18 protein-coding genes are annotated in these 18,935 nt (G+C 68.6%); 16 read left to right on the top strand and 2 right to left on the bottom strand.

Annotated features, from left to right (window positions below):
* The first annotated feature begins 39 nt into the window (after positions 1-39).
* The 6 genes from MRBLWH13_RS11550 (at position 40) to MRBLWH13_RS11525 (ending at position 6,018) form a co-directional block, all read left to right on the top strand.
* On the top strand, positions 40-603 hold the full coding sequence (locus tag MRBLWH13_RS11550) for a hypothetical protein (protein WP_056514270.1): 564 nt from the start codon (positions 40-42) through the stop codon (positions 601-603).
* A 56-nt stretch (positions 604-659) separates the two neighbouring features.
* A complete protein-coding gene (locus tag MRBLWH13_RS11545) occupies positions 660-1,319 on the top strand; it encodes a ubiquinone/menaquinone biosynthesis methyltransferase (protein ID WP_341958293.1) in 660 nt (219 codons plus the stop codon).
* A gap of 45 nt (positions 1,320-1,364) precedes the next feature.
* The gene (locus MRBLWH13_RS11540) at positions 1,365-2,426 is read left to right on the top strand and encodes a polyprenyl synthetase family protein (RefSeq protein WP_341955156.1); all 1,062 of its coding nucleotides are present in this window, start codon (positions 1,365-1,367) and stop codon (positions 2,424-2,426) included.
* Between the two features lie 58 nt (positions 2,427-2,484).
* The gene (locus MRBLWH13_RS11535; RefSeq protein WP_341955155.1) at positions 2,485-3,879 is read left to right on the top strand and encodes an FAD-dependent oxidoreductase; all 1,395 of its coding nucleotides are present in this window, start codon (positions 2,485-2,487) and stop codon (positions 3,877-3,879) included.
* Positions 3,880-3,941: 62 nt separating this feature from the next.
* Entirely contained in the window at positions 3,942-4,982 is a 1,041-nt protein-coding gene (locus MRBLWH13_RS11530) for a hypothetical protein (RefSeq protein WP_341955154.1), read from the top strand.
* Positions 4,983-5,010: 28 nt separating this feature from the next.
* A complete protein-coding gene (locus tag MRBLWH13_RS11525) occupies positions 5,011-6,018 on the top strand; it encodes an alpha/beta hydrolase (protein ID WP_341955153.1) in 1,008 nt (335 codons plus the stop codon).
* Between the two features lie 31 nt (positions 6,019-6,049).
* Here the strand turns inward: MRBLWH13_RS11525 and MRBLWH13_RS11520 are convergent, their stop codons facing one another.
* Together MRBLWH13_RS11520 and MRBLWH13_RS11515 are read right to left on the bottom strand one after the other, a co-directional pair.
* Positions 6,050-6,685, bottom strand: coding sequence for a GntR family transcriptional regulator (locus tag MRBLWH13_RS11520; protein ID WP_341955152.1), 636 nt, complete (start codon positions 6,683-6,685; stop codon positions 6,050-6,052).
* Positions 6,686-7,118: 433 nt separating this feature from the next.
* Positions 7,119-7,607: a YajQ family cyclic di-GMP-binding protein gene (locus tag MRBLWH13_RS11515; protein ID WP_056514207.1), complete on the bottom strand. Its 489-nt coding sequence runs from the start codon at positions 7,605-7,607 to the stop codon at positions 7,119-7,121.
* A gap of 186 nt (positions 7,608-7,793) precedes the next feature.
* Between MRBLWH13_RS11515 and MRBLWH13_RS11510 the strand changes: the two genes are divergently transcribed.
* The 10 genes from MRBLWH13_RS11510 (at position 7,794) to MRBLWH13_RS11465 (ending at position 18,769) form a co-directional block, all read left to right on the top strand.
* Positions 7,794-9,005 carry a maltose ABC transporter substrate-binding protein gene (locus MRBLWH13_RS11510; RefSeq protein WP_341955151.1) on the top strand — a complete coding sequence of 404 codons (1,212 nt, stop codon included), beginning with the start codon at positions 7,794-7,796 and terminating at the stop codon, positions 9,003-9,005.
* 66 nt (positions 9,006-9,071) lie between these two features.
* A complete protein-coding gene (locus MRBLWH13_RS11505) occupies positions 9,072-10,676 on the top strand; it encodes an ABC transporter permease subunit (RefSeq protein ID WP_341955150.1) in 1,605 nt (534 codons plus the stop codon).
* Position 10,677: 1 nt separating this feature from the next.
* Complete coding sequence (locus MRBLWH13_RS11500; protein ID WP_341955149.1) at positions 10,678-11,601, top strand: sugar ABC transporter permease; 924 nt, start codon at positions 10,678-10,680, stop codon at positions 11,599-11,601.
* Positions 11,602-11,663: 62 nt separating this feature from the next.
* Positions 11,664-11,816 carry a hypothetical protein gene (locus MRBLWH13_RS11495; protein WP_341955148.1) on the top strand — a complete coding sequence of 51 codons (153 nt, stop codon included), beginning with the start codon at positions 11,664-11,666 and terminating at the stop codon, positions 11,814-11,816.
* 130 nt (positions 11,817-11,946) lie between these two features.
* Complete coding sequence (locus tag MRBLWH13_RS11490; RefSeq protein ID WP_341955147.1) at positions 11,947-12,969, top strand: ABC transporter; 1,023 nt, start codon at positions 11,947-11,949, stop codon at positions 12,967-12,969.
* A gap of 8 nt (positions 12,970-12,977) precedes the next feature.
* Positions 12,978-13,469 (top strand): hypothetical protein, encoded by a 492-nt coding sequence (locus tag MRBLWH13_RS11485; RefSeq protein WP_341955146.1) that lies wholly within the window; start codon positions 12,978-12,980, stop codon positions 13,467-13,469.
* 59 nt (positions 13,470-13,528) lie between these two features.
* A complete protein-coding gene (locus MRBLWH13_RS11480; RefSeq protein ID WP_341955145.1) occupies positions 13,529-14,176 on the top strand; it encodes a spermidine/putrescine ABC transporter substrate-binding protein in 648 nt (215 codons plus the stop codon).
* Positions 14,177-14,313: 137 nt separating this feature from the next.
* Positions 14,314-14,790, top strand: coding sequence for a DUF2975 domain-containing protein (locus MRBLWH13_RS11475; protein ID WP_341955144.1), 477 nt, complete (start codon positions 14,314-14,316; stop codon positions 14,788-14,790).
* Positions 14,790-15,008 carry a helix-turn-helix transcriptional regulator gene (locus MRBLWH13_RS11470; protein ID WP_056514185.1) on the top strand — a complete coding sequence of 73 codons (219 nt, stop codon included), beginning with the start codon at positions 14,790-14,792 and terminating at the stop codon, positions 15,006-15,008. The genes MRBLWH13_RS11475 and MRBLWH13_RS11470 overlap by 1 nt, the downstream gene beginning before the upstream one ends.
* Positions 15,008-18,769 (top strand): hypothetical protein, encoded by a 3,762-nt coding sequence (locus tag MRBLWH13_RS11465; protein WP_341955143.1) that lies wholly within the window; start codon positions 15,008-15,010, stop codon positions 18,767-18,769. The genes MRBLWH13_RS11470 and MRBLWH13_RS11465 overlap by 1 nt, the downstream gene beginning before the upstream one ends.
* Positions 18,770-18,935 lie beyond the last annotated feature (166 nt).

The raw sequence follows: 18,935 nt of genomic DNA, 5'->3' as shown, positions 1-18,935 counted from the left end.
GTCGACCGGGATGTGAGTGACCCCGCCTACGCTGAGTGCATGAGCGACGCCCGCCCCGCCCCCGGCACCGAGATGATCTTCCAGTGGCGAAAGTGGGACGGATCCCCGCACTGGCGGCACGAGTGCGTGTACCTCGGCGCCGACGAGTGGGGCGACTGGCTCGGGCAGCCCGCCGGCTGGCACAGCGCGCGCCCGGGGGCATCCTTCGTGACTTCCGGTCCGAACGTCACCCTGGTCCCGCGGCAGACCGACTACGCGCTGACGGTCAATCGAGACCACCCCAAGGCCATGCGCATCTACATCGACATCGGCTGGGACGTGCGCTGGTCGGACGACCCGCTGCTGGCTGTGGGCATCGACATGGATCTCGACGTCGTCCGGGTCGACGGCGACCGCGGGATCTGGGTCGACGACCGCGACGAATGGGAGGAGCACAGCGCGCAGTACGGGTATCCGGCAGACGTCATGACGAGGCTCGAAGCGCTGGCGCTCGACCTCGAGCAGCGCGTGCGCCACCGGACCGCACCGTTCGACGATGCGACGGGAGATCTCTGGCTCGACCGCCTCGAAGCCCTGCACCTCGCGCCTAGACTGGACTCGTGACCTCGAACGAAGCAAACCGCGCCGATCTCGGCAAGGACCCCGCCCGCGTCAGCGGCATGTTCGACCAGGTCGCCGCGGGCTACGACCGCACGAACACGGCGATGACGGTCGGCAACGACGCGCTGTGGCGCGCGGCCACAACCCGCGCCGTCGCCCCGAAGCCCGGCGAGAAGATCCTCGACCTCGGCGCGGGCACCGCGTCGTCGTCGGCGTCCCTCGCCCGCAGCGGAGCCCAGGTCGTCGCCGCCGACTTCTCGCCCGGCATGCTCGCCGAGGGGCAGCGCCGTCACGGCGGCATCCGCAATCTCTCGTTCGTGCAGGCGGATGCGACTGACCTGCCGTTCGCCGACGGGGAGTTCGACGCCGTCACGATGTCGTATGCGCTGCGCAACGTGAACGACCCGAAGAAGGCGCTGCGCGAGCTGCTGCGCGTGACCAAGCCCGGCGGTCGCCTCGTGATCAACGAGTTCTCCACCCCTCCCGGGTCCGTGTTCCGCGCCGCCTACCGCTTCTACAACTCGCAGGTGCTGCCCAGGGTGGCCCGAGTCGCCGGCACGAACGGCGACGCGTACGACTACCTGAACGAGTCGATCCGCGACTGGCCCGATCAGAAGAAGCTCGCGGCGTGGATCCGCGAAGCCGGCTGGGCCGAGGTCGAGTACCGAAACCTGTCGTTCGGCATCGTCGCGCTCCACCGGGCGTTCAAGCCCGCGTGAACACCGCGCGCGAACCCGTACGTCTGACGAAGGTAGGCTGAACACGTGACTTCGAGCCGCGTAGCCCCGGGTTCGCGACTGGCGAGCCGTCTCGGTTTCAGCGACCGTGTCTTCATCGGCACCGCCGGGCGACGCATCGCTCGGGCGATCGAAGACGGCCTCGAGCTCGTCGAGACGGGACTCGCAGACGACGTGCGCGTCGCCGATCCTCTGGCGGACGCTGCGAGCCGGTACCTCTACGAGGCCGGGGGCAAGCGCATCCGCCCCGTGCTCACGCTGCTCGCCGCCCAGCTCGGCGACGGCAACACCGAGAAGGTGATCGACGTCGCCAAGGCGCTCGAGATCACCCACCTCGGCTCGCTGTACCACGACGACGTCATGGACGGCGCCGACCGCCGTCGGGGCGTGCCCGCGGCGCAGACCGTGTGGGGCAACAACATCGCCATCCTCACGGGCGACATCCTGTTCTCGCGTGCGAGCCAGCTGATGTCGCGTCTGGGGGAGCGGGCCATCCGCCTACAGGCCGACACGTTCGAGCGGCTCGTCCTGGGCCAGATGCACGAGACGATCGGCGCCCAGCCCGACGACGACCCCATCGAGTTCTACATCCAGGTGCTCGCGGACAAGACGGGATCCTTGATCGCCGCGGCGACCCAGGGCGGCGTGATCTTCTCGAACGCCCCGTCGGAGTACGAAGAGCCGCTGCGCGTGTACGGCGAGAAGATCGGCGTCGCCTTCCAGCTGCTCGACGACGTGATCGATCTGTCGGCCAAGCCCGAGGACACCGGCAAGGTGCCGGGCACCGATCTGCGTGCCGGCGTCCCGACCATGCCCTACCTGCTGCTGAAGGCCGAGTCCGACGAGGCATCGATCGACCTCGCTGCTCGCATCGACGACGGGGTCACCCGCATCGCCGAGGGAGCGGATCCCGCGATCCTCGACGGACCGCTCACCGAGCTCCGCGACCACGTCGGCACCCAGAAGACTCTCGCGCTCGCGCATTCCTGGACCCAGGATGCGATCGACGCGCTCGCCCCGCTTCCGCGAGGCACCGTTCGCGAAGCGCTCACCCGTTTCGCCGAGACCCTCGTCGAACGCTCCAGCTGATCGCACGGCGGCCGCAGGCCGCGTGCATCGGGCGTGACGGCATACGAAAGGACCCCTTATGACCAAGCTCAGACTGGCCATCGTCGGAGCGGGCCCCGCCGGCATCTATGCCGCCGACATCCTGCTGAAGGCCGAGCGCAAGTTCGACGTCTCGATCGACCTCTTCGAGCAGCTCCCCGCGCCTTACGGTTTGGTCCGCTACGGCGTCGCACCCGACCACCCGCGTATCAAGGGCATCATCAACGCACTCCGCGACGTTCTCGACCGCGGCGACATCCGGCTGTTCGGCAACGTGCGCTTCGGCGAGGACATCACCCTCGACGACCTGAAGAAGCACTACAACGCGGTGATCTTCGCGACCGGCGCGATCCGCGACACGACTCTCGACATCCCCGGCATCGACGCCGTGGCCTCGTACGGCGCAGCGGACTACGTCAGCTGGTTCGACGGTCACCCCGACGTGCCGCGCGAGTGGCCGCTGGATGCCGCATCCGTCGGCGTGCTGGGCAACGGCAACGTCGCCCTCGACGTCGCGCGCATGCTGGCGAAGCACGCCGAGGATCTGCTGGTCACCGAGGTTCCCGACAACGTCTACGAAGGACTCAAGGCGAGCGAGGTCACCGACGTCCACGTGTTCGGCCGCCGCGGCCCCGCGCAGGTGAAGTTCACCCCTCTCGAGCTGCGTGAGCTCGGCGAGCTGCGCGACGTCGACATGGTCGTCTACGACGAGGACTTCGACTACGACGAGGCCTCGAAGGACGCCGTGGCGAGCAACAAGCAGGTCATGGTCATCGACCGCATCCTGCAGTCGTGGCGCAAGCGCCCGTCGGTCAATGACGCCAGAGGCGATGAGAACAACGCCGGCGGCACCGCATCCCGTCGTCTGCACCTGCACTTCTGGGCCCGCCCGGTCGAGGTGCGCAAGGACGAGGCCGGCCGTGTCGCCGCCCTCGTCTACGAGCGCACGAAGCCCGACGGGCAGGGCGGCGCGGTGGGCACCGGCGAGATGCGCGAGGTGCCGATGCAGTCGCTCTACCGTGCGATCGGCTACTTCGGCTCTCCGCTTCCCGGTGTGCCCTTCGACAAGAAGCACGGCGTGATCCCGAACCGCGAGGGCCAGGTGCTCGCGAAGGACTCGAACCAGCAGATGACCGGCATCTACGCGACCGGCTGGATCAAGCGCGGGCCGGTGGGCCTGATCGGTCACACGAAGTCCGACGCCATGGAGACCGTGCGCCACATCATCAACGACCAGGGCTCGTGGTGGCGACCGGAAGACCCCTCGGAAGAGGCGATCCCCGCGCTGCTGCAGGAGCGCGGCGTTCGCTGGACCGACCTCGACGGCTGGCACCGTCTCGACGAGCACGAGGTCGCCCTCGGCGCCCCGCACGAACGCGCCCGCGTCAAGGTCGTTCCCCGTGACGAGATGGTGCGCGTCTCCCGCGGCGAGTGACCGTCATCCGATCGTTGTCGGCGCCTCGCGTGTCGGAGTGTCGCCGTCCCTAGGCTGGGCGCATGCGACTGCGATCTCTCGTCGTGCTCGGCACGGCCGCCCTGCTGCTGGTCTCGGGATGCACTCCTGAGCCGGCCCCGACCCCGAAGCCGACGGCATCCCCGTCGGCTTCCGTGGCCCCGACGCCCACACCCGAGCCGATCGTCGACCCGGAGTCGGCGTTCGATGTGACGTGCGACGACGTCGCCGCCGAGATGCGCGCGCTCGTGGGCGAGCCTGAGACGCCCGTGCGACCCGTGCTGTCGGTGGTGTCGACGATGAGCTGGATCCCGGGCCCAGGGCAGCACCTGTTCCAGCGAGCCGGCGGGATCGCCTGCTCTGCGGGGGCGACGTTCGATCGCAACTGGGAGGTCGTGCTCGTTCCGGGTGCAGCTGCCGTGATCGCCGGTGCGACCGAGCGGCAGGGATACTGGGGCGAGCAGGCGCGCTGCGAAGACGGCGGGTGCTACTTCGAATTCCCCGACGGCGAGGTGCTGCTCACCGCCACGGTGACCGAACCCGGCCTCGGCGACGCGGACACCGAGCGGTTGGAAGAGGCGATGCGTCGTCTCGCGGCCTCAGCTGCATCCTCTCTCCGGGAGGTGGAGTACATCGACAGCGAGATCGTCGGCGCCCCGTGCGATCGGTTCATCACCGAGCAGGAGGTGAACACGCTGTTCGGCGTGTCAGATGCGCGGCTCATCACCGAGTTCGGGGGATGGGGCATCCCCGCAGAGGTGTACGAGTACGTGAACGGGTCACGGATCTGCTACTTCCGAACCTCGGCGAGCGAATATGAAGGGGCGGCGTACCTGATGCTCACCACGCTCCCGGCAGGGGCGTGGGCGTTCGAGAAGCTCGAGGGCACACCGGTCGACGTCGAGGGGGCGGATGCGGCGAAATCGAGTGCCGGTGAACACGGCGAGAACATCCTCGACGTGCGGGTGGGCATCGACTGGCTCCGATTCGTGACCTACGACAACGGGGCGGGTGCGGCGGATCCCGCTCCGCTGGCAGCGGCGGCAGTACGCAACCTCACGGTCGGACACACCGCTCCGCAGTAGTCGGTCAGGGGTCGGCTAGCCTGGCCGCATGCCTGAGTGGATAGCGGACGTCCTCGGCGACGAGTTCGAGCAGCTGACGCTCGAGCTCGCGGACGACGACGAGGGGCCTGTCGTGGCCACTCTCGTGCGGGCTCTGCCGAGCGAACAGGGATGGTGGGACCGCCTGCGAGGCAGTCGCCGTCTGCTCGAGGATGTCGACGTGCTGTATGTGCACGGGTGGTCGGACTACTTCTTCCAGAAGCGGCTCGCGCGGTTCTGGACAGCGCGGGGCGCACGCTTCTACGCACTCGACCTGCGCAAGTACGGTCGCAGCCTGCGAGACGGTCAGACGCCCGGCTACATCACCGATCTCGCGACCTACGACGAGGACATCGCCGCGGCTCTCGAGGAGATGGGGCGAGGCGCTGAAGGCACGGCATCCGCTCGTCGTCTCGTGCTGCTGGGGCACTCCACCGGAGGGCTCACGCTGAGCCTGTGGGCGTCGCGACACCCGGACACCGCCGACGCCGTGATCCTGAACAGCCCGTGGTTGGAGTTCCAGGTCGCATCGGCACGGCCGCTCATCGCGCCGGTGGCGGAGCTGCAGGCGCGCTGGGCTCCGCGTGAGGTCGCCCCGCAGGTCGATCTCGGCTTCTACACGCGCGCGCAGCAGGAGGTCGCGGATCCCGACGACCCCGTCGAGGTGGACCTGCGATGGCGCCCCGCGCAGACGATGGCCGTGCACGCCGGGTGGTTCCACGCCGTGCTCTCGGGGCACGCCGCGGTCGCAGCCGGCCTGTCGATCGATGCACCCGTCTGCGTGCTGCTCTCTGCGCGCTTCGCGCCCCCCACGCGGTGGTCCGAAGACCTCACCCGAGCAGACTCCGTCCTCGTCGTCGACGACATCGCGCGTGCGGCCCTCAAGCTCGGACCGTCGGTCACCGTCGAACGCATCGACGGTGCGCTGCACGACGTCTTCCTCTCTCGCCATGAGGCGAGAGAGGAAGCGTATCGCCGTCTCGACGCGTGGGTCAGAGGGTGGTCGGCAGCGCGCTGACCGTCATCGCACTCAGCGTCTCGTCGCCCGATCAGACGTAGTGCATCTGCCGGGCGAGGCGCTCGGCCTCGTCGGCGTCACCGCGCAGCACAGTGCCCCGGAAGTCCCGGTAGATCTGGAGCATCCGCTCTCGATCGCCCTCGGGGACGATCCAGCCCCGAAGATTGCGGAACAGCGCCAGACTCGCGTCGTTGATCAGCACCTGGTGCTGGAGGTTGCGAGTGCGCTCGCTGAGAAACGAGAACACCGCCCACCGCGTGTTCGAGATGTGCACGTCGTCATCGAGCCCGATGTACATCTCCTCGACGAGTGCCGCGAGGCTCTCCCGCTCCTGTTGAGTCATTCTGGCGACGCCCATACGCGCCGCCATCCCCGCCTGGTATCCGGCGAACTCGAGCGTCTGCTCCACGGTCTCGGGTGTGACCGCGGTGACCTCGGTGTATCTGCTCGGGTACATCGTCACGAGACCGAGGCGCTCGAGGCGCTGTAACGCCTCTCGCACCGGAGTCCGCGACACATGCAGTTCTTCGGCCACATCGACGTCGCGGATGCGATGCCCCGGTTCCAACACGCCTTCCACGATCTGCGCGCCGATGTGCTGGAACACCTCCTCTGCCAGAAGCTGCTTGCTCTCTCGGATACTCGTCATCGAGTTGTTGCTGTTCATGGACCGCCCCCAGTTGCTTTCCAGATCCGGGCCCCCCATGATGTGCCCGGACGGCCACTACATCACGAAGTAGATCGCGATGCCAACAATCCACAGGCGCATTTTTCGGAGAGCGAGTGGGCGCTCGCCGGCGGTGCGTGATCCGGGATTGGTACAGGTGAAATTCTGCGGCCGGCGAGTGTTCAGAACACTCGCCGGCCACAGACGATGGCGTGCACGGAGCTGACTGCGCCCAGTCCCCACAAGGCGGGAACCGCGATCCGCGAAGCGCGGAACCGTGGTTCGGCAGCGCGTCATGCATCGCCGCATCGTCTGTCGCATCGGGACGCGACTCAGACCAGTCTCGGGCACTCGCGCCCATATATCGGAATGCGATCGGCGGGCAGAGCGAAGGGGACGGATGCCGAGCATCCGTCCCCTTCGCTCCACGGGGTCAGCGGTAGTTGATGAACTGCAGATCGAGGTCGAGGTCGGCGCCCTTGAGCAACGCGATCACCGACTGCAGATCGTCACGGCTCTTGGACTGCACGCGCAGTTCGTCACCCTGGATCTGGCTCTTCACGCCCTTGGGGCCCTCGTCGCGGATGAGCTTGTTGATCTTCTTCGCGTTCTCCGAGGAGATGCCGTCCTTGAGGGTCGAGACGATGCGGAACTCCTTGCCGCTCGCGAACGGCTCGCCGGACTCGAGGCTCTTGAGCGAGATGCCCCGCTTGATGAGCTTCGACTGGAAGACGTCGAGAACGGCCTTCGCCCGCTCCTCTGTGCCGGCGATGATCAGGATCTGCTCGCCACTCCAGGCGATGGAGGAGCCGGTGCCCTTGAAGTCGTAGCGCTGCTCGATCTCCTTGCGCGCCTGGTTGAGGGCGTTCTCGGCCTCCTGGTGATCCACTTTCGAGACGATGTCAAAGGAACTGTCAGCCATACCCAAAGTGTATCGACACCGCTGTTTTCCCGCGTGTTTGGAAGCGTTTCCACCGCGCCGAAATCACACTGGTCCGGTCACAGCTTGGTATCGACGCGCTCCTTCGTTGCGAATCGCATCGATCTCGATGCATACTGTAAGCGCTTGCAGTCCTGCAGGTCACAGCATTCAGAGAGGCACACACCAATGAAGGTGAACAAGAGGGGCATCGTTGCCGCCGGAGCCATCGCGCTCGTTTCGACTCTTACCCTTGCCGGTTGCTCGACCGGCACCGACGGCGGCGACTCGTCGTCCGACGGCGAGAGCAGCGGGACCCTGACCGTCTGGGTCGACGCGGAGCGCGTCGATGCACTGCAGAGTGCGGCCGATTCCTACGAGGAGAAGACAGGGGTCAAGGTCGAGCTCGTCGGCAAGTCCGTCGACGACATGAAGGACGACTTCATCCAGCAGGTGCCGACCGGCAAGGGCCCTGATGTGGTCATGGGCGCGCATGACTGGCTGGGCGAGCTGTCGACCAACGGCGTCGTGGCGCCCCTCGAGCTCGGCGACTCGTCGGCCGACTACCTTCCCGTCGCCCTCCAGGCGGCGACGTACGACGGCACCGTCTACATGCTTCCCTACGCCGTCGAGAACATCGCCGTGCTGCGCAACGCCGACATGGTTCCCGAGGCCGCGACCAGCTTCGACGACATGGTCTCGAAGGGCGCATTCGTCGTCGAGCAGGGCGCCGAGGGCAACCCGTACCACCTGTACCCGTTCCAGACGGCATTCGGTGCTCCGGTCTTCGGCACCGACGACTCCGGCAGCTACGACTCCGCAGACCTGCAGCTCGGCAGCGCGGGGGGCACGGCGTTCGCCGACTGGCTCGCAGCGCAAGGTGCGGCAGGCACGCTGAACACCGACATCGACGGCGAGATCGCCAAGCAGCAGTTCCTCGACGGCACCGCGGCCTTCTGGCTGACCGGTCCGTGGAACGTCGGCGCAGCCACCGAAGCGGGCATCAATGTCGCGATCGACCCGGTCCCGAGCCCCACGGGTGAGACGGCATCGCCGTTCGCCGGAGTGAAGGGCTTCTTCGTCAGCTCCGAGTCGAAGAACAAGGTCGCCGCGAACGACTTCCTCGTCAACTACATCGGCACCGAAGAGGTCCAGCTCGAGCTGTTCAAGGCCGGCAACATCCTCCCCGCGCTGACGGCAGCGGCCGATTCCGCGGCATCCGACCCGATCATCGCCGGCTTCCAGGCCGTCGGCGCCGACGCCGTGCCGATGCCCGCCATCCCGGCGATGGGCGCCGTGTGGGAGTTCTGGGGCGTCGCGGAGGCTGCGATCATCAACGGCTCCGACCCGGCGTCGACGTGGCAGAAGCTCGTCGACGACGTCACCACGGCGATCAAGTAAGACACCCAGCACCATCCCTGCCGGGGCGGACATCGTCCGCCCCGGCAGCTCGACGACGGGGACGAGATGACAGAACTCGCTGAGCCCACGGCTCCACTGAACAGACGCCAGCGCCAGGCGGCGAAGATCGCCGAGGCCGCATCCGGGCCCATCGGCTGGATGCTGCTCAAGATCCTGCTGCTGGCGGTCGTCGACGCGATCGCCCTCTATGCGGCATTCGTGCTCTTCGGCCAGCAGGAGTGGCTGGTGCTCGGCCTCGTCGTCGCCGTCACCGTGCTGGTCAACTACATCTACTTCTCGCGCAAGCGGGTGCCAGCGAAGTACCTGACGCCCGGGATCATCTTCCTGATCGTCTTCCAGGTGTTCACGCTCCTCTACACGGGGTACATCGGCTTCACGAACTACGGCACCGGGCACAACGGCACGAAGGATCAGGCGATCTCCTCGCTCCTCGCCTCCGCCCAGGAGCGGGTCGAGGATTCCGCCACCTACCCCGTCACGGTCGTCGAGCAGTTCGGCACCTACGGCCTGCTCGTGACCGATCCTGATTCCGGCGACGCGCTGCTCGGCACGGCCGAGCAGCCGCTGCAGGAGGTCGACGCCGATTTCGAGGGCGGACAGGCTGTGGCGGTCGACGGGTGGACGACCCTCCCGCTCGCGAAGGTCTTCACGCTGTCCGAGCAGCTCGAGAAGCTCTCGGTGCCGTTCAGCGACGACCCGAACGACGGCAGCCTGCGCGCCCCCGACGGGCAGAAGGGCTATCTGTACGTCTCGACCCTCGAGTACGACGCCGATGCCGACACCATCACCGACACGGCGACCGGCGCCATCTACACCGATACCGGCGAGGGAGCCTTCACCGCCGAGGACGGCGAGGCGCTGCTGCCCGGCTGGCAGACGACGGTCGGGTTCGACAACTTCGTGCGCGCGGTCGCCGACGAGTCCATCCGCGGACCGTTGATCTCGGTGACGATCTGGACCTTCGTGTTCGCACTGCTGTCGGTCGCGACCACGTTCTTCCTCGGGTTGCTGCTCGCCCTCGTCTTCAACAACACGCGGATGCGGTTCCGCAACGGCTATCGGATCATCCTGATCCTCCCGTACGCCTTCCCGGCGTTCCTCTCCGCCCTCGTCTGGGCAGGCATGATGAACGAGAGCTTCGGATTCATCAACCAGGTGATCTTCGGGGGAGCGGACATCCCGTGGCTCACCGACCCGACCCTCGCGAAGGTGTCGGTGCTCCTGGTCAACCTCTGGCTCGGGTTCCCATACATGTTCCTCGTCTGCATGGGGGCCCTGCAGGGGATCCCGGAAGACGTGAACGAGGCGGCGGTGATGGACGGCGCGAACCCGTGGCAGGTCTTCCGCCGCATCAAGCTGCCCCTGCTGCTGGTGACCGTGGCTCCGCTTCTGATCTCGTCGTTCGCGTTCAACTTCAACAACTTCAACCTGATCTACATGCTCACCAAGGGCGGGCCCCGGTTCGACGACGTGAGCATCCCGGTCGGACACACCGACATCCTGATCTCGATGGTCTACAAGGTGGCCTTCACGGGGCAATCCCGCGACTACGGCCTGGCCTCCGCGTTCACGATCCTGATCTTCATCGTGGTCGCGACGATCTCGATCATCAGCTTCCGCAAGACCAAGGCCCTCGAGGAGCTGAACTGACATGAGCACCACGGACACCCGCGCCGCCGCCCCCGTCACGGTCGAGCGGAATCTCGGCCCCCGTCGTCGCTCGATCGGCGCCTGGTTCGCCGACACCGGATGGCGCCACGTCGTCGCGATCATCGTCAGCGCGTTCGCGCTGTTCCCGCTGCTGTACGTCGTGTCGGCATCGCTGAACCCGCGCGGAACGCTGACGGGATCGAACCAGCTGTTCTCGGCCATCGGCATCGACAGCTACGTGCGAATCCTCAGCGATCCGCAGAACCCCTACGGACTGTGGTTCCTGAACACCCTGGTGATCGCGGTGGTCACCGGCGGCGTGACAGTATTCATCGGGGCTCTCGCCGCATATGCCTTCTCGCGTATGCGTTTCGCCGGCCGTCGCATCGGGCTCGTCACGATCGTGGTCGTGCAGATGTTCCCGCAGCTGCTCGCCGTGGTCGCCATCTTCCTGCTCATGTCGACGCTGGGGGACTGGTTCCCCGCGATCGGGCTCAACACGCACACGGGCCTGATCCTCGTCTACCTCGGCGGCGCGCTCGGTGTGAACACCTACCTGATGTACGGCTTCTTCAACACGCTGCCCATGGAGCTCGACGAGGCCGCGCGCATCGACGGCGCGGGTCACGCACGCATCTTCTTCACGATGATCCTGCCGCTGGTGGCGCCGATCCTCGCAGTCGTCGCGCTGCTGTCGTTCATCGGCACGGTCAACGAATACGTGATCGCGAGCGTCATGCTCGTCGACGTCGAGCAGCAGACGCTGGTCGTCGGCCTCACCAAGCTCGTGGCCAACCCGCGCTACGCGGACTGGTCGGCGTTCTCGGCCGGCGCGGTCATGGCCGCCATCCCGGTGATGATCCTCTTCCTGTTCCTGCAGCGCTACATCGTGGGCGGGCTCACCGCCGGCGCCACGAAGGGCTGATCCACGCGAGATCCTCGGCGTTGCGACACGGTGGTTTCATCCACCGGTCGTAGCGTGGAGGCATGGCACGGGTCGCAGGGCGCAACGTGGCGATCAGCTGGATCGCCGGTGTGCTGTGCACCGGTGTCGTGGGCGCTCTGATCTGGTTCGCCATTCCGATCATGCCCGCGATGGCCTCCTTCGTCGGAGACGCTCTTCGATCGACCCTGCCTTGACCCGCTGACGCGCCACGGTGCGAGAGATCCGCGCGGAGACGGGCTGGGCGACACGTCGGCACGCCTCCGTCAGCGGGCGCGGGGGCGGCGGTAACCTCGCAGAGCACACTTCCGATGAGAGGCGCACCCCATGAGTGACCCCGAGGTTCCACAGCCCGAGCGGCCGAAGGACGTCAACGACGTCGTCGACAGCGCGAACGCTGGACTCGACGCCGCCGCCGCAGCGGGTGCAGGTGTCTCCGGCACGCCCGCCGACACCACCGACCCTGCTGACCAGAAGTCGGCCGCGACGACGACACCCGCCGTCGACCCCGACCTCGCCGCGTTCGAAGCGGCCGAGAACGACCACCCCGGCACCTTCGCGACGCCGGAGCTGAACGACCCCAAGTACCTGGATGACGAGCAGGACGTCAAGACGGCGTCGTGGAACACGGATGCCGACGCCACCGCGGCGTACACGCCTCCTGTGGCGCACGAGCAGTCGGCCCTGGCCGGCGCCGCGTACTCGTCGGTCGATGACACCGAGACGCGCATCGTCCCGTCCGAGCCCGCGGTGGCCGAGCCCGTCGTCGCTCCGCCCCTGCAGCAGCAGCCGATCTTCGTGCAGGCTCCCGAGCCGCCCCGCGAGCGCGGCAACCGCGGCACGGCGGGCGCCATCGGCCTGCTGGCCACCGTCGCCTTCGCGATCCTGTATCTCGGCGCCACGCTCGGACTCGGCGCCTTCGCCGGCGACGTCACGGGCGAGAACATCGCCGAGGCAGCGCTCGCACCGCTCACCACCTGGGGCTTCTGGGTTCCCGTCGTGGTGTTCTTCCTCGGCTTCTGGCTGCTCGGCGCGTTCATCAACCGCGGTCGCTGGGGACTCTGGGTCGTCTTCGGCATCATCGTCGGCCTGATCGCCTACGGCGGTCACATCCTCGGGGCTCTCTTCGAGGCGCCGTTCTGGCTGCTCAGTGCGAGCGAGGGCGATGACCTCGTCGGCGCACAGCTCTTCCACCCCCTCGCGATCGCCGCGTTCGTGTTCGCTCGCGAGCTGACGATCTGGTTCGGTGCCTGGGTCGCCCGCAGCGGAGCCCGCAAGACCGAGCTGAACGCCGAGGCGCAGCGCGAGTACGAGCGCACGCTCGAGGCCGGCCCGACGCTGTCGAGGTAGTCACGAACATGTCGTCGTCGAACCCCCGTGGACCCGAGTCCGCGGGGGTTTCGGCCGTCTTGGCGCTGGTGCTCGCGGCGATCAGCTTCTTCGCCCTCGCCGTCTTCGGACTCGGTGCGGTGAGCGTGGCGACCGACAGCGACATCATCTCGGTCCGCGGTCTCGGTCAGGTTCCCGGGGCAGCGGGCATGCTGGTCGCCGTGGTCGTCTTCGCTCTGGCCCTCTGGTTCACCCTGCGGCGATCGCACCCGTCTTTCCTCGCCGTTCCCGGCATCGCGATCGCAACGGCGCTGGCGCACCTGGTCGCCGTATGGATCGGTGTGGCGACGGCGCGAGGTGATCTCATCATCGCGACGGCCGTCGCCGGCGACCTCGTGACAGGGGGGCCGAGTGCGGTGCTCGTCCTCGCCGCCGCGATCGCTGCCTGGGGCGGCGTCGCGCTCCGGCGCACGCGCGCCCAGCATCCGCAGTGGCCCTGGGAGCGCGAAGACGAGGAGTGACGCCCCGCCGTCATGCGGAAATCGCGGTGTGCACCCCGGGTGCGCCGTACGCTCTAGGTGTGGAGCGCTCGTTGGAGACGCAGGTCGACCAGGCCGTCGAGGCCTGGCTGCGCTGGGTGCCTCGGTGGGAGCCGGCCACCCATCGAGGAAGAGTCGCGCCCTGTCGGCGCTGTCTCGGCTCGCCTATCCTGTCGGCGGCGGGCATCGGCTCGAACACGCCGCACGGCGTGCAGCACGGACTCTCGACCAGGATCAAGACCATCGTCGACCATGCCGTCGCGGAGTACACCGCCCGGAACCTGCCGATGCTGCAGCGCGAGCTCGACCAGCAGGCCGCACGCAACCGGGCACGCAGCTACCGGCCTGCCGACGGGCTCGACCCCGAGTTCGACGGTCTGCCGCTGGACCCGGAGCCGATTCCCGGGGCGCCGTTCCTGTTCACGATCGCCGGCATGGCCGACGACGCGACGGCGGACCTTCCTCCCCTCCCGCCGCTGAGCGATGAGGCGAAGGCGGCGCTGCGGCAAGAGGTCGCTCTCGCCGACGAGTACGCCAACATGGTGGGGCGCGAGATCTGCAGCATCCTGCTCCGACACCGCATCTACATCCAGGCGGCGATCTCGCAGCATGTCGAGCCCCAGATCGAGGCGCTGCTGGCGGAGCTGACCGACTCGCTCGACTCGCCGTTCGATCCCGACCTGCCCTAGGCGAGCCCGCTTCACCGTGGGCGAGGCCGCCCCGTTGCCTGCATATCCGCTGGGAGGTCGACGGGGGAGTGGCGACGCCGCGTGGTCATGGGTATCGTTTTTCGATAGATACCCATTGGCGATCGATAGGCCCTTCCATGCATCCTCGTGTCTCGCGCGTCCTCAAGGCGCTGATCATCCTCCTGCTCGCGCTCCTGCTGGCCAGTCAGACCCTGGTCATCCCCGAGGTCGCGCGTGTCACCGCGATCCGCAACCCCGACGTCGCGCAGCTCGAGGTCCCCGGGATCATCGGCGCCGTGGTGTTCATCGCGCTCATCGAGGTGACGCTGGTGTGCATCTGGTTCCTGCTGTCTCTCGTGCAGGAAGGGCGCATCTTCCGGGTCGAGGCGTTCCGCTATGTCGACGTCATCCTCGGCGCCCTGATCGCCGCAGGCGCGATCATCCTCGTCTCCTACATCGTGATCGTCGCCAGTCGCGCGGTGTCGCTGTCGCTGTCGCTCCTGGCCGTGCTCGGGATCGTCGTGAGCGCCGCCCTCGCGCTGCTCGTCGTGGTGCTGCGGGGCCTCCTGCGCAAGGCGCTCGAGCTCGAGCAGGACATGTCGGAGGTCGTCTGATGCCGATCGTCATCGACCTCGACGTGCAGCTCGCCATCAAGAAGATGAGCGTGCAGGACTTCGCGGATGCCATCGGGATCACGCCCGCGAACGTCGCCGTGCTCAAGAACGGCAGAGCCAAGGCGGTGCGCTTCACCACGCTCGAGGCGATCTGCCGCGTGCTCGAATGCCAGCCGGGCGACATCCTGCGCTGGGTCCCCGACACCGAGGAGCGGTGATGACCACCACGTCCGTGACCGCGTCCACCCCGAGCTCGCCGTCGAAGACCTGGGGCGAGGTCCTCGCCCTGCAGATCCTCGACCACACGAGCTGCCCCCTCTGTCGCGGGATGCTGTACGGGGGATGCTGCGCGCGATGCGGCGCGGACCTTCGCGGCCCGATCGGCACCGAGGTGTGGGAGGCGTCGCTCGCGGCCGCCGCGGCGATCCGCACTCGCGACGAGACGCTCACCCGCGTCCCGCTCATCACCCACCTCCCCGCGGCAGCTGCCTCGAGAGATGCCTCGGCGGCCGTCCCCGCGTCCGTCGCCGTGCCGCAGACGGCGCATGCCGCGGCAACGTCCGAGTCGCAGCCGCCTCCTCCTCCGGGCGCAGGCAGCGGTGAGAAGAACCCGGCATCGCCGCAGGGCAGTGCGACGCTCCAGTCGGTCCTCGCGACCGCCGGTGCCGGCCTGTTCGCCGTGGCCGCGATCGTGTTCACGTACTTCAACCCCGACCTCGCCGACCGCGCCCTGCGCAGCGTGATCGTCGGGCTCATCACTCTTCTGTTCCTCGGGGGAGCCTGGATGCTCTCCCGGCGCGGCCTGCGGTTCTCCGCTGAGGCGGTCGGCGGTCTCGGGCTGGTGTTCGCCGGGCTCGACGTGCACGCCGTCACCCAGCTCGCCGCGCCGGCGGTCGATCCCTGGCTCACGGCCGCGGTCGTCTCCGCCGTCGCCTCGATCGTGATGCTCGGCGCGGGCACGCAGCGCGGCATCAGGGTCTGGCAGTGGACGGCCGTCGTCACGCTGGCGCTCGTCCCCGCAATGCTGGGCGCGGCGGGAGCGACCTCGATCTCGGGCGTGGCGGGCGCGATCGGCGTCGCCTTCGCCGGAGCGGCCATCGTCGAGTTGCTCCGGCCGCCGATCGTCGAGCGCGTCACCCTCGTCGCCGTGCAGCTGATCGCGGTTGCGAGCGCACTCGTGCTCGTCTGGCGGATCGATCTCGGGAGCGAGACCGCGTCGCTGCTCGCCGTGAGCGGGATGCTCGCGCTGATCGCGGTGCATGCCGTGATCGCGGCTCGGCGGATGCTCGGTCCCCTCTGGGCCTACGTCGCGGGAGCGACGGGTTCGGCGGCGATCGTTCCGCTTGTGTACGCCGTCCCTGTCATCCGTGAGCTCTCGTTCTCGTGGTACTTCGCGATCATCCCCACGGTGGCCGCCATCGCGCTCGTGCTGATCGGCGCGGTGGCGCCTCTTCCTGCGCGGGTGCCGCGCGGACAGGTCGCCGGGGGAGCACTGTCGGTGCTCGCCGTGCCGACCCTCGCCCTGCTCGCCGACGCCGTGATCACCGGCGGCACCACTGTCACCGGCTTCCTCCGGCGGACCGACGGCGTCGACACCTTCGGGTTCGCCGGTGCAGGCACCCCGCTCGGTCTCGCGGCCGTCTGCGTCGGTCTCGCCGTCTTCGGCGGCCTCGCCCGCGAGCGGGACGGCATCCGCACGCTCTCCGTGCCCGCCGCGCGGATCTCCCTCGCATCCGGTGTGCTCGCAGTTCTCGTCCTCGGCTGCAGCGGACTGCTGGTGGTGCCCGCCGCTGTCGCCGTCCTCGCGGGTGCTGTCGTCGCGGTCGCCGTGGTGATGGCGCGCATGCCGGAGCGCACCGCGGGCAGAGGCATCATGCCCCTCCTGCTCATCGGCGCCCATCTCGCTCTCGTCGCCTCGGTGATCGTCGCCTGGCGCGATGCATCCACAGTCCCCCTCGCGGGCCTCGCGACGCTGATCGCGCTGGGCTCCCTCGCGGCCGTGCGTCCGGCCCGCCGACGCTTCCTCTCGGTCGGCGCGGGCTTCGCCTACGGGCTGATCCTCGTCGCGACGGCGCTGGCCGAAGGCGGGGTCGGCAGCATCGCGCAGCTCTGCCTGACGGCATCAGCGGGACTGCTCGTCGCCATCGCGGCGACGTACATCGCGCGCATCGGTGCGCGGTCGTGGCAGGCGATCCTCGTCGTCGCCGCGGTGCCCTTCGGAATCGGCGTCCTGCAGGTAGTCGAAGAACGCAGCGGCTGGACCGCCCTCTCCACCGGTCTGATGTTCGTCCTCGCCCTGACGCTGCTTCTCACGCGCCGCCCCGGGCTCACGCGCCTCGTGCGCACAGCCGCAGCGGGAATGCTCGTGCCGACCCTCGCGGTCGTCGTGGTCTGTCTCGGTGCCCAACTGCTCGCCTCGAGCGGGTCCCCGGTCGCTCTCCCGATCGTCGCGGTGCTCGTCGCCCTCGCCCTCGCGGCGTCGTCCTCCATCCGCGACGCGCTCATCGCGAGGGGGCACGCGGCGGCGACGGCCGATGCGGCGCGAGTCGCGATCGAATGCTCGGCAGTGCTCACCGGACTCATCGCCACGGGCCTCGCGGTCGGTCGTGAGGCGGCGGGCCTCGGCACCGCGCTGATCGTGCTCCTCGTGATCGGGATCGGCGGCGTCGCCGCCGCGCTGTTCGCGCGTCGCCGATACGCCTGGGGTGTCGCGGGCGCATCGTTCACCGGGGCGCTGTGGTGCGTCTGGGGGATCACGGGCGTCGACCTCCTCGAGGCGTATCTGCTGCCGCCCTCCCTGGGCGCCGCGTTCGTGGCCGTGCTCGTCACCGTCCGCGGCGGTCGGGCGACCGCCCTGTATGGCGCAGGGCTGCTCATCGCGATCGGGCCGATCCTCGCGCTCGTCGCGCTCATCGAACCCGATGCCGGCGGCCAGACGGGTGTCTCGTGGCGAGTCGGAGGACTCCTCGCCGGCTCCGGGGTGCTGCTCGCGCTCGAGGCTCTGGTGCGCCGCACCCGGCCCGGATCCCGGTTGCACAGGCTTCGTGCGCTGCGCATCCCGACCCTGATCGCTGCGGGTCTCGCGGCAGTCGTGGGACCCCTCCAGGGCATCCGCATCGGACTCGGCTGGGACTTCGCGCAGCTGCAGGGGCTGGGCCTCTTCGTGGCCTGCCTCGGCGTGAGCGCGGTGGGCGCCGTGGTGCTCGCGTTCGCCGCCAGGTCCCTCCGCGCCTCGGCCCGCGTCGAATCCGCGCTGCGGACCACGCGATGGCTGGGGGCTCCCGCAGCACTCGCGCTCGCAGCCGGCACCTGGACCGCGATCGAGCGGGACTGGTTCTCGATCTGGCCGATGTGGATGCTCATGCTCGGCTATCTGGTCGCGACCGTCGTGACCGCACGCAGCGTGAGCGTGCGGGTGACGACCGCACCGCCCGTCTGGTTCCTCTTCGCCATCGCCTTCGTCACCGCCGTCGTGGCATGGAGCCCGCGTGATCTGCGAGTCGAGTGGTTCTCGCTGCCGCTGGGCGCCTTCCTGCTGGTCGCCGGTGCGCTCGCCATGCGACGGACCGACGGCGAGAGTGCGCGAGAGCGCGGCACGCTGAACAGCTGGCCCGCCCGGTGGAGCGGCTCGTGGGCGCTGCTCGCGCCGGGGATCGTCACGATGATGATCGCGTCGATCGTCTCGACCTTCACGGATCCGCTCACCTGGCGGGCGATCCTGGTGATGGTGCTCGCTCTGGCCGCGATCCTCATCGGCTCGCGCAACCGCCTCGCCGCCCCGTTCCTGCTCGGACTCATCGTGCTGCCGATCGAGAACGTCTTCGTCTTCTCGGTGCAGATCGGCCGCGGTGTCGAGTCGATGCCGTGGTGGATCACGCTCGCGGTGATGGGAGCGGTGCTCCTCATCATCGCGGTGACCGCGGAGCGCCGGACGGGCGAGGGCGGTGGAGTCGCGGCGCGGATGAGGGATCTGCGCTGACCGCACGGTGCGAAGGCCGACGCTCATTTGACCGTCACGTTACGTGGCATTACACTTGATCAGGTGTGTGCACGTCTCGACGTGCGCGCTGGGCGTCGGCACCATGCCGGTCCGCCCCCACGGCATACCCACCACCACAAAAGTTCGCCGGTTCCGGCGTGCCGGT

The sequence above is a fragment of the Microbacterium sp. LWH13-1.2 genome, from assembly GCF_038397735.1.
Classification (GTDB): Bacteria; Actinomycetota; Actinomycetes; order Actinomycetales; family Microbacteriaceae; genus Microbacterium.
Note: the sequence above shows the minus strand (reverse complement) of the source record. Positions and strands in the feature narration are given on the sequence as shown.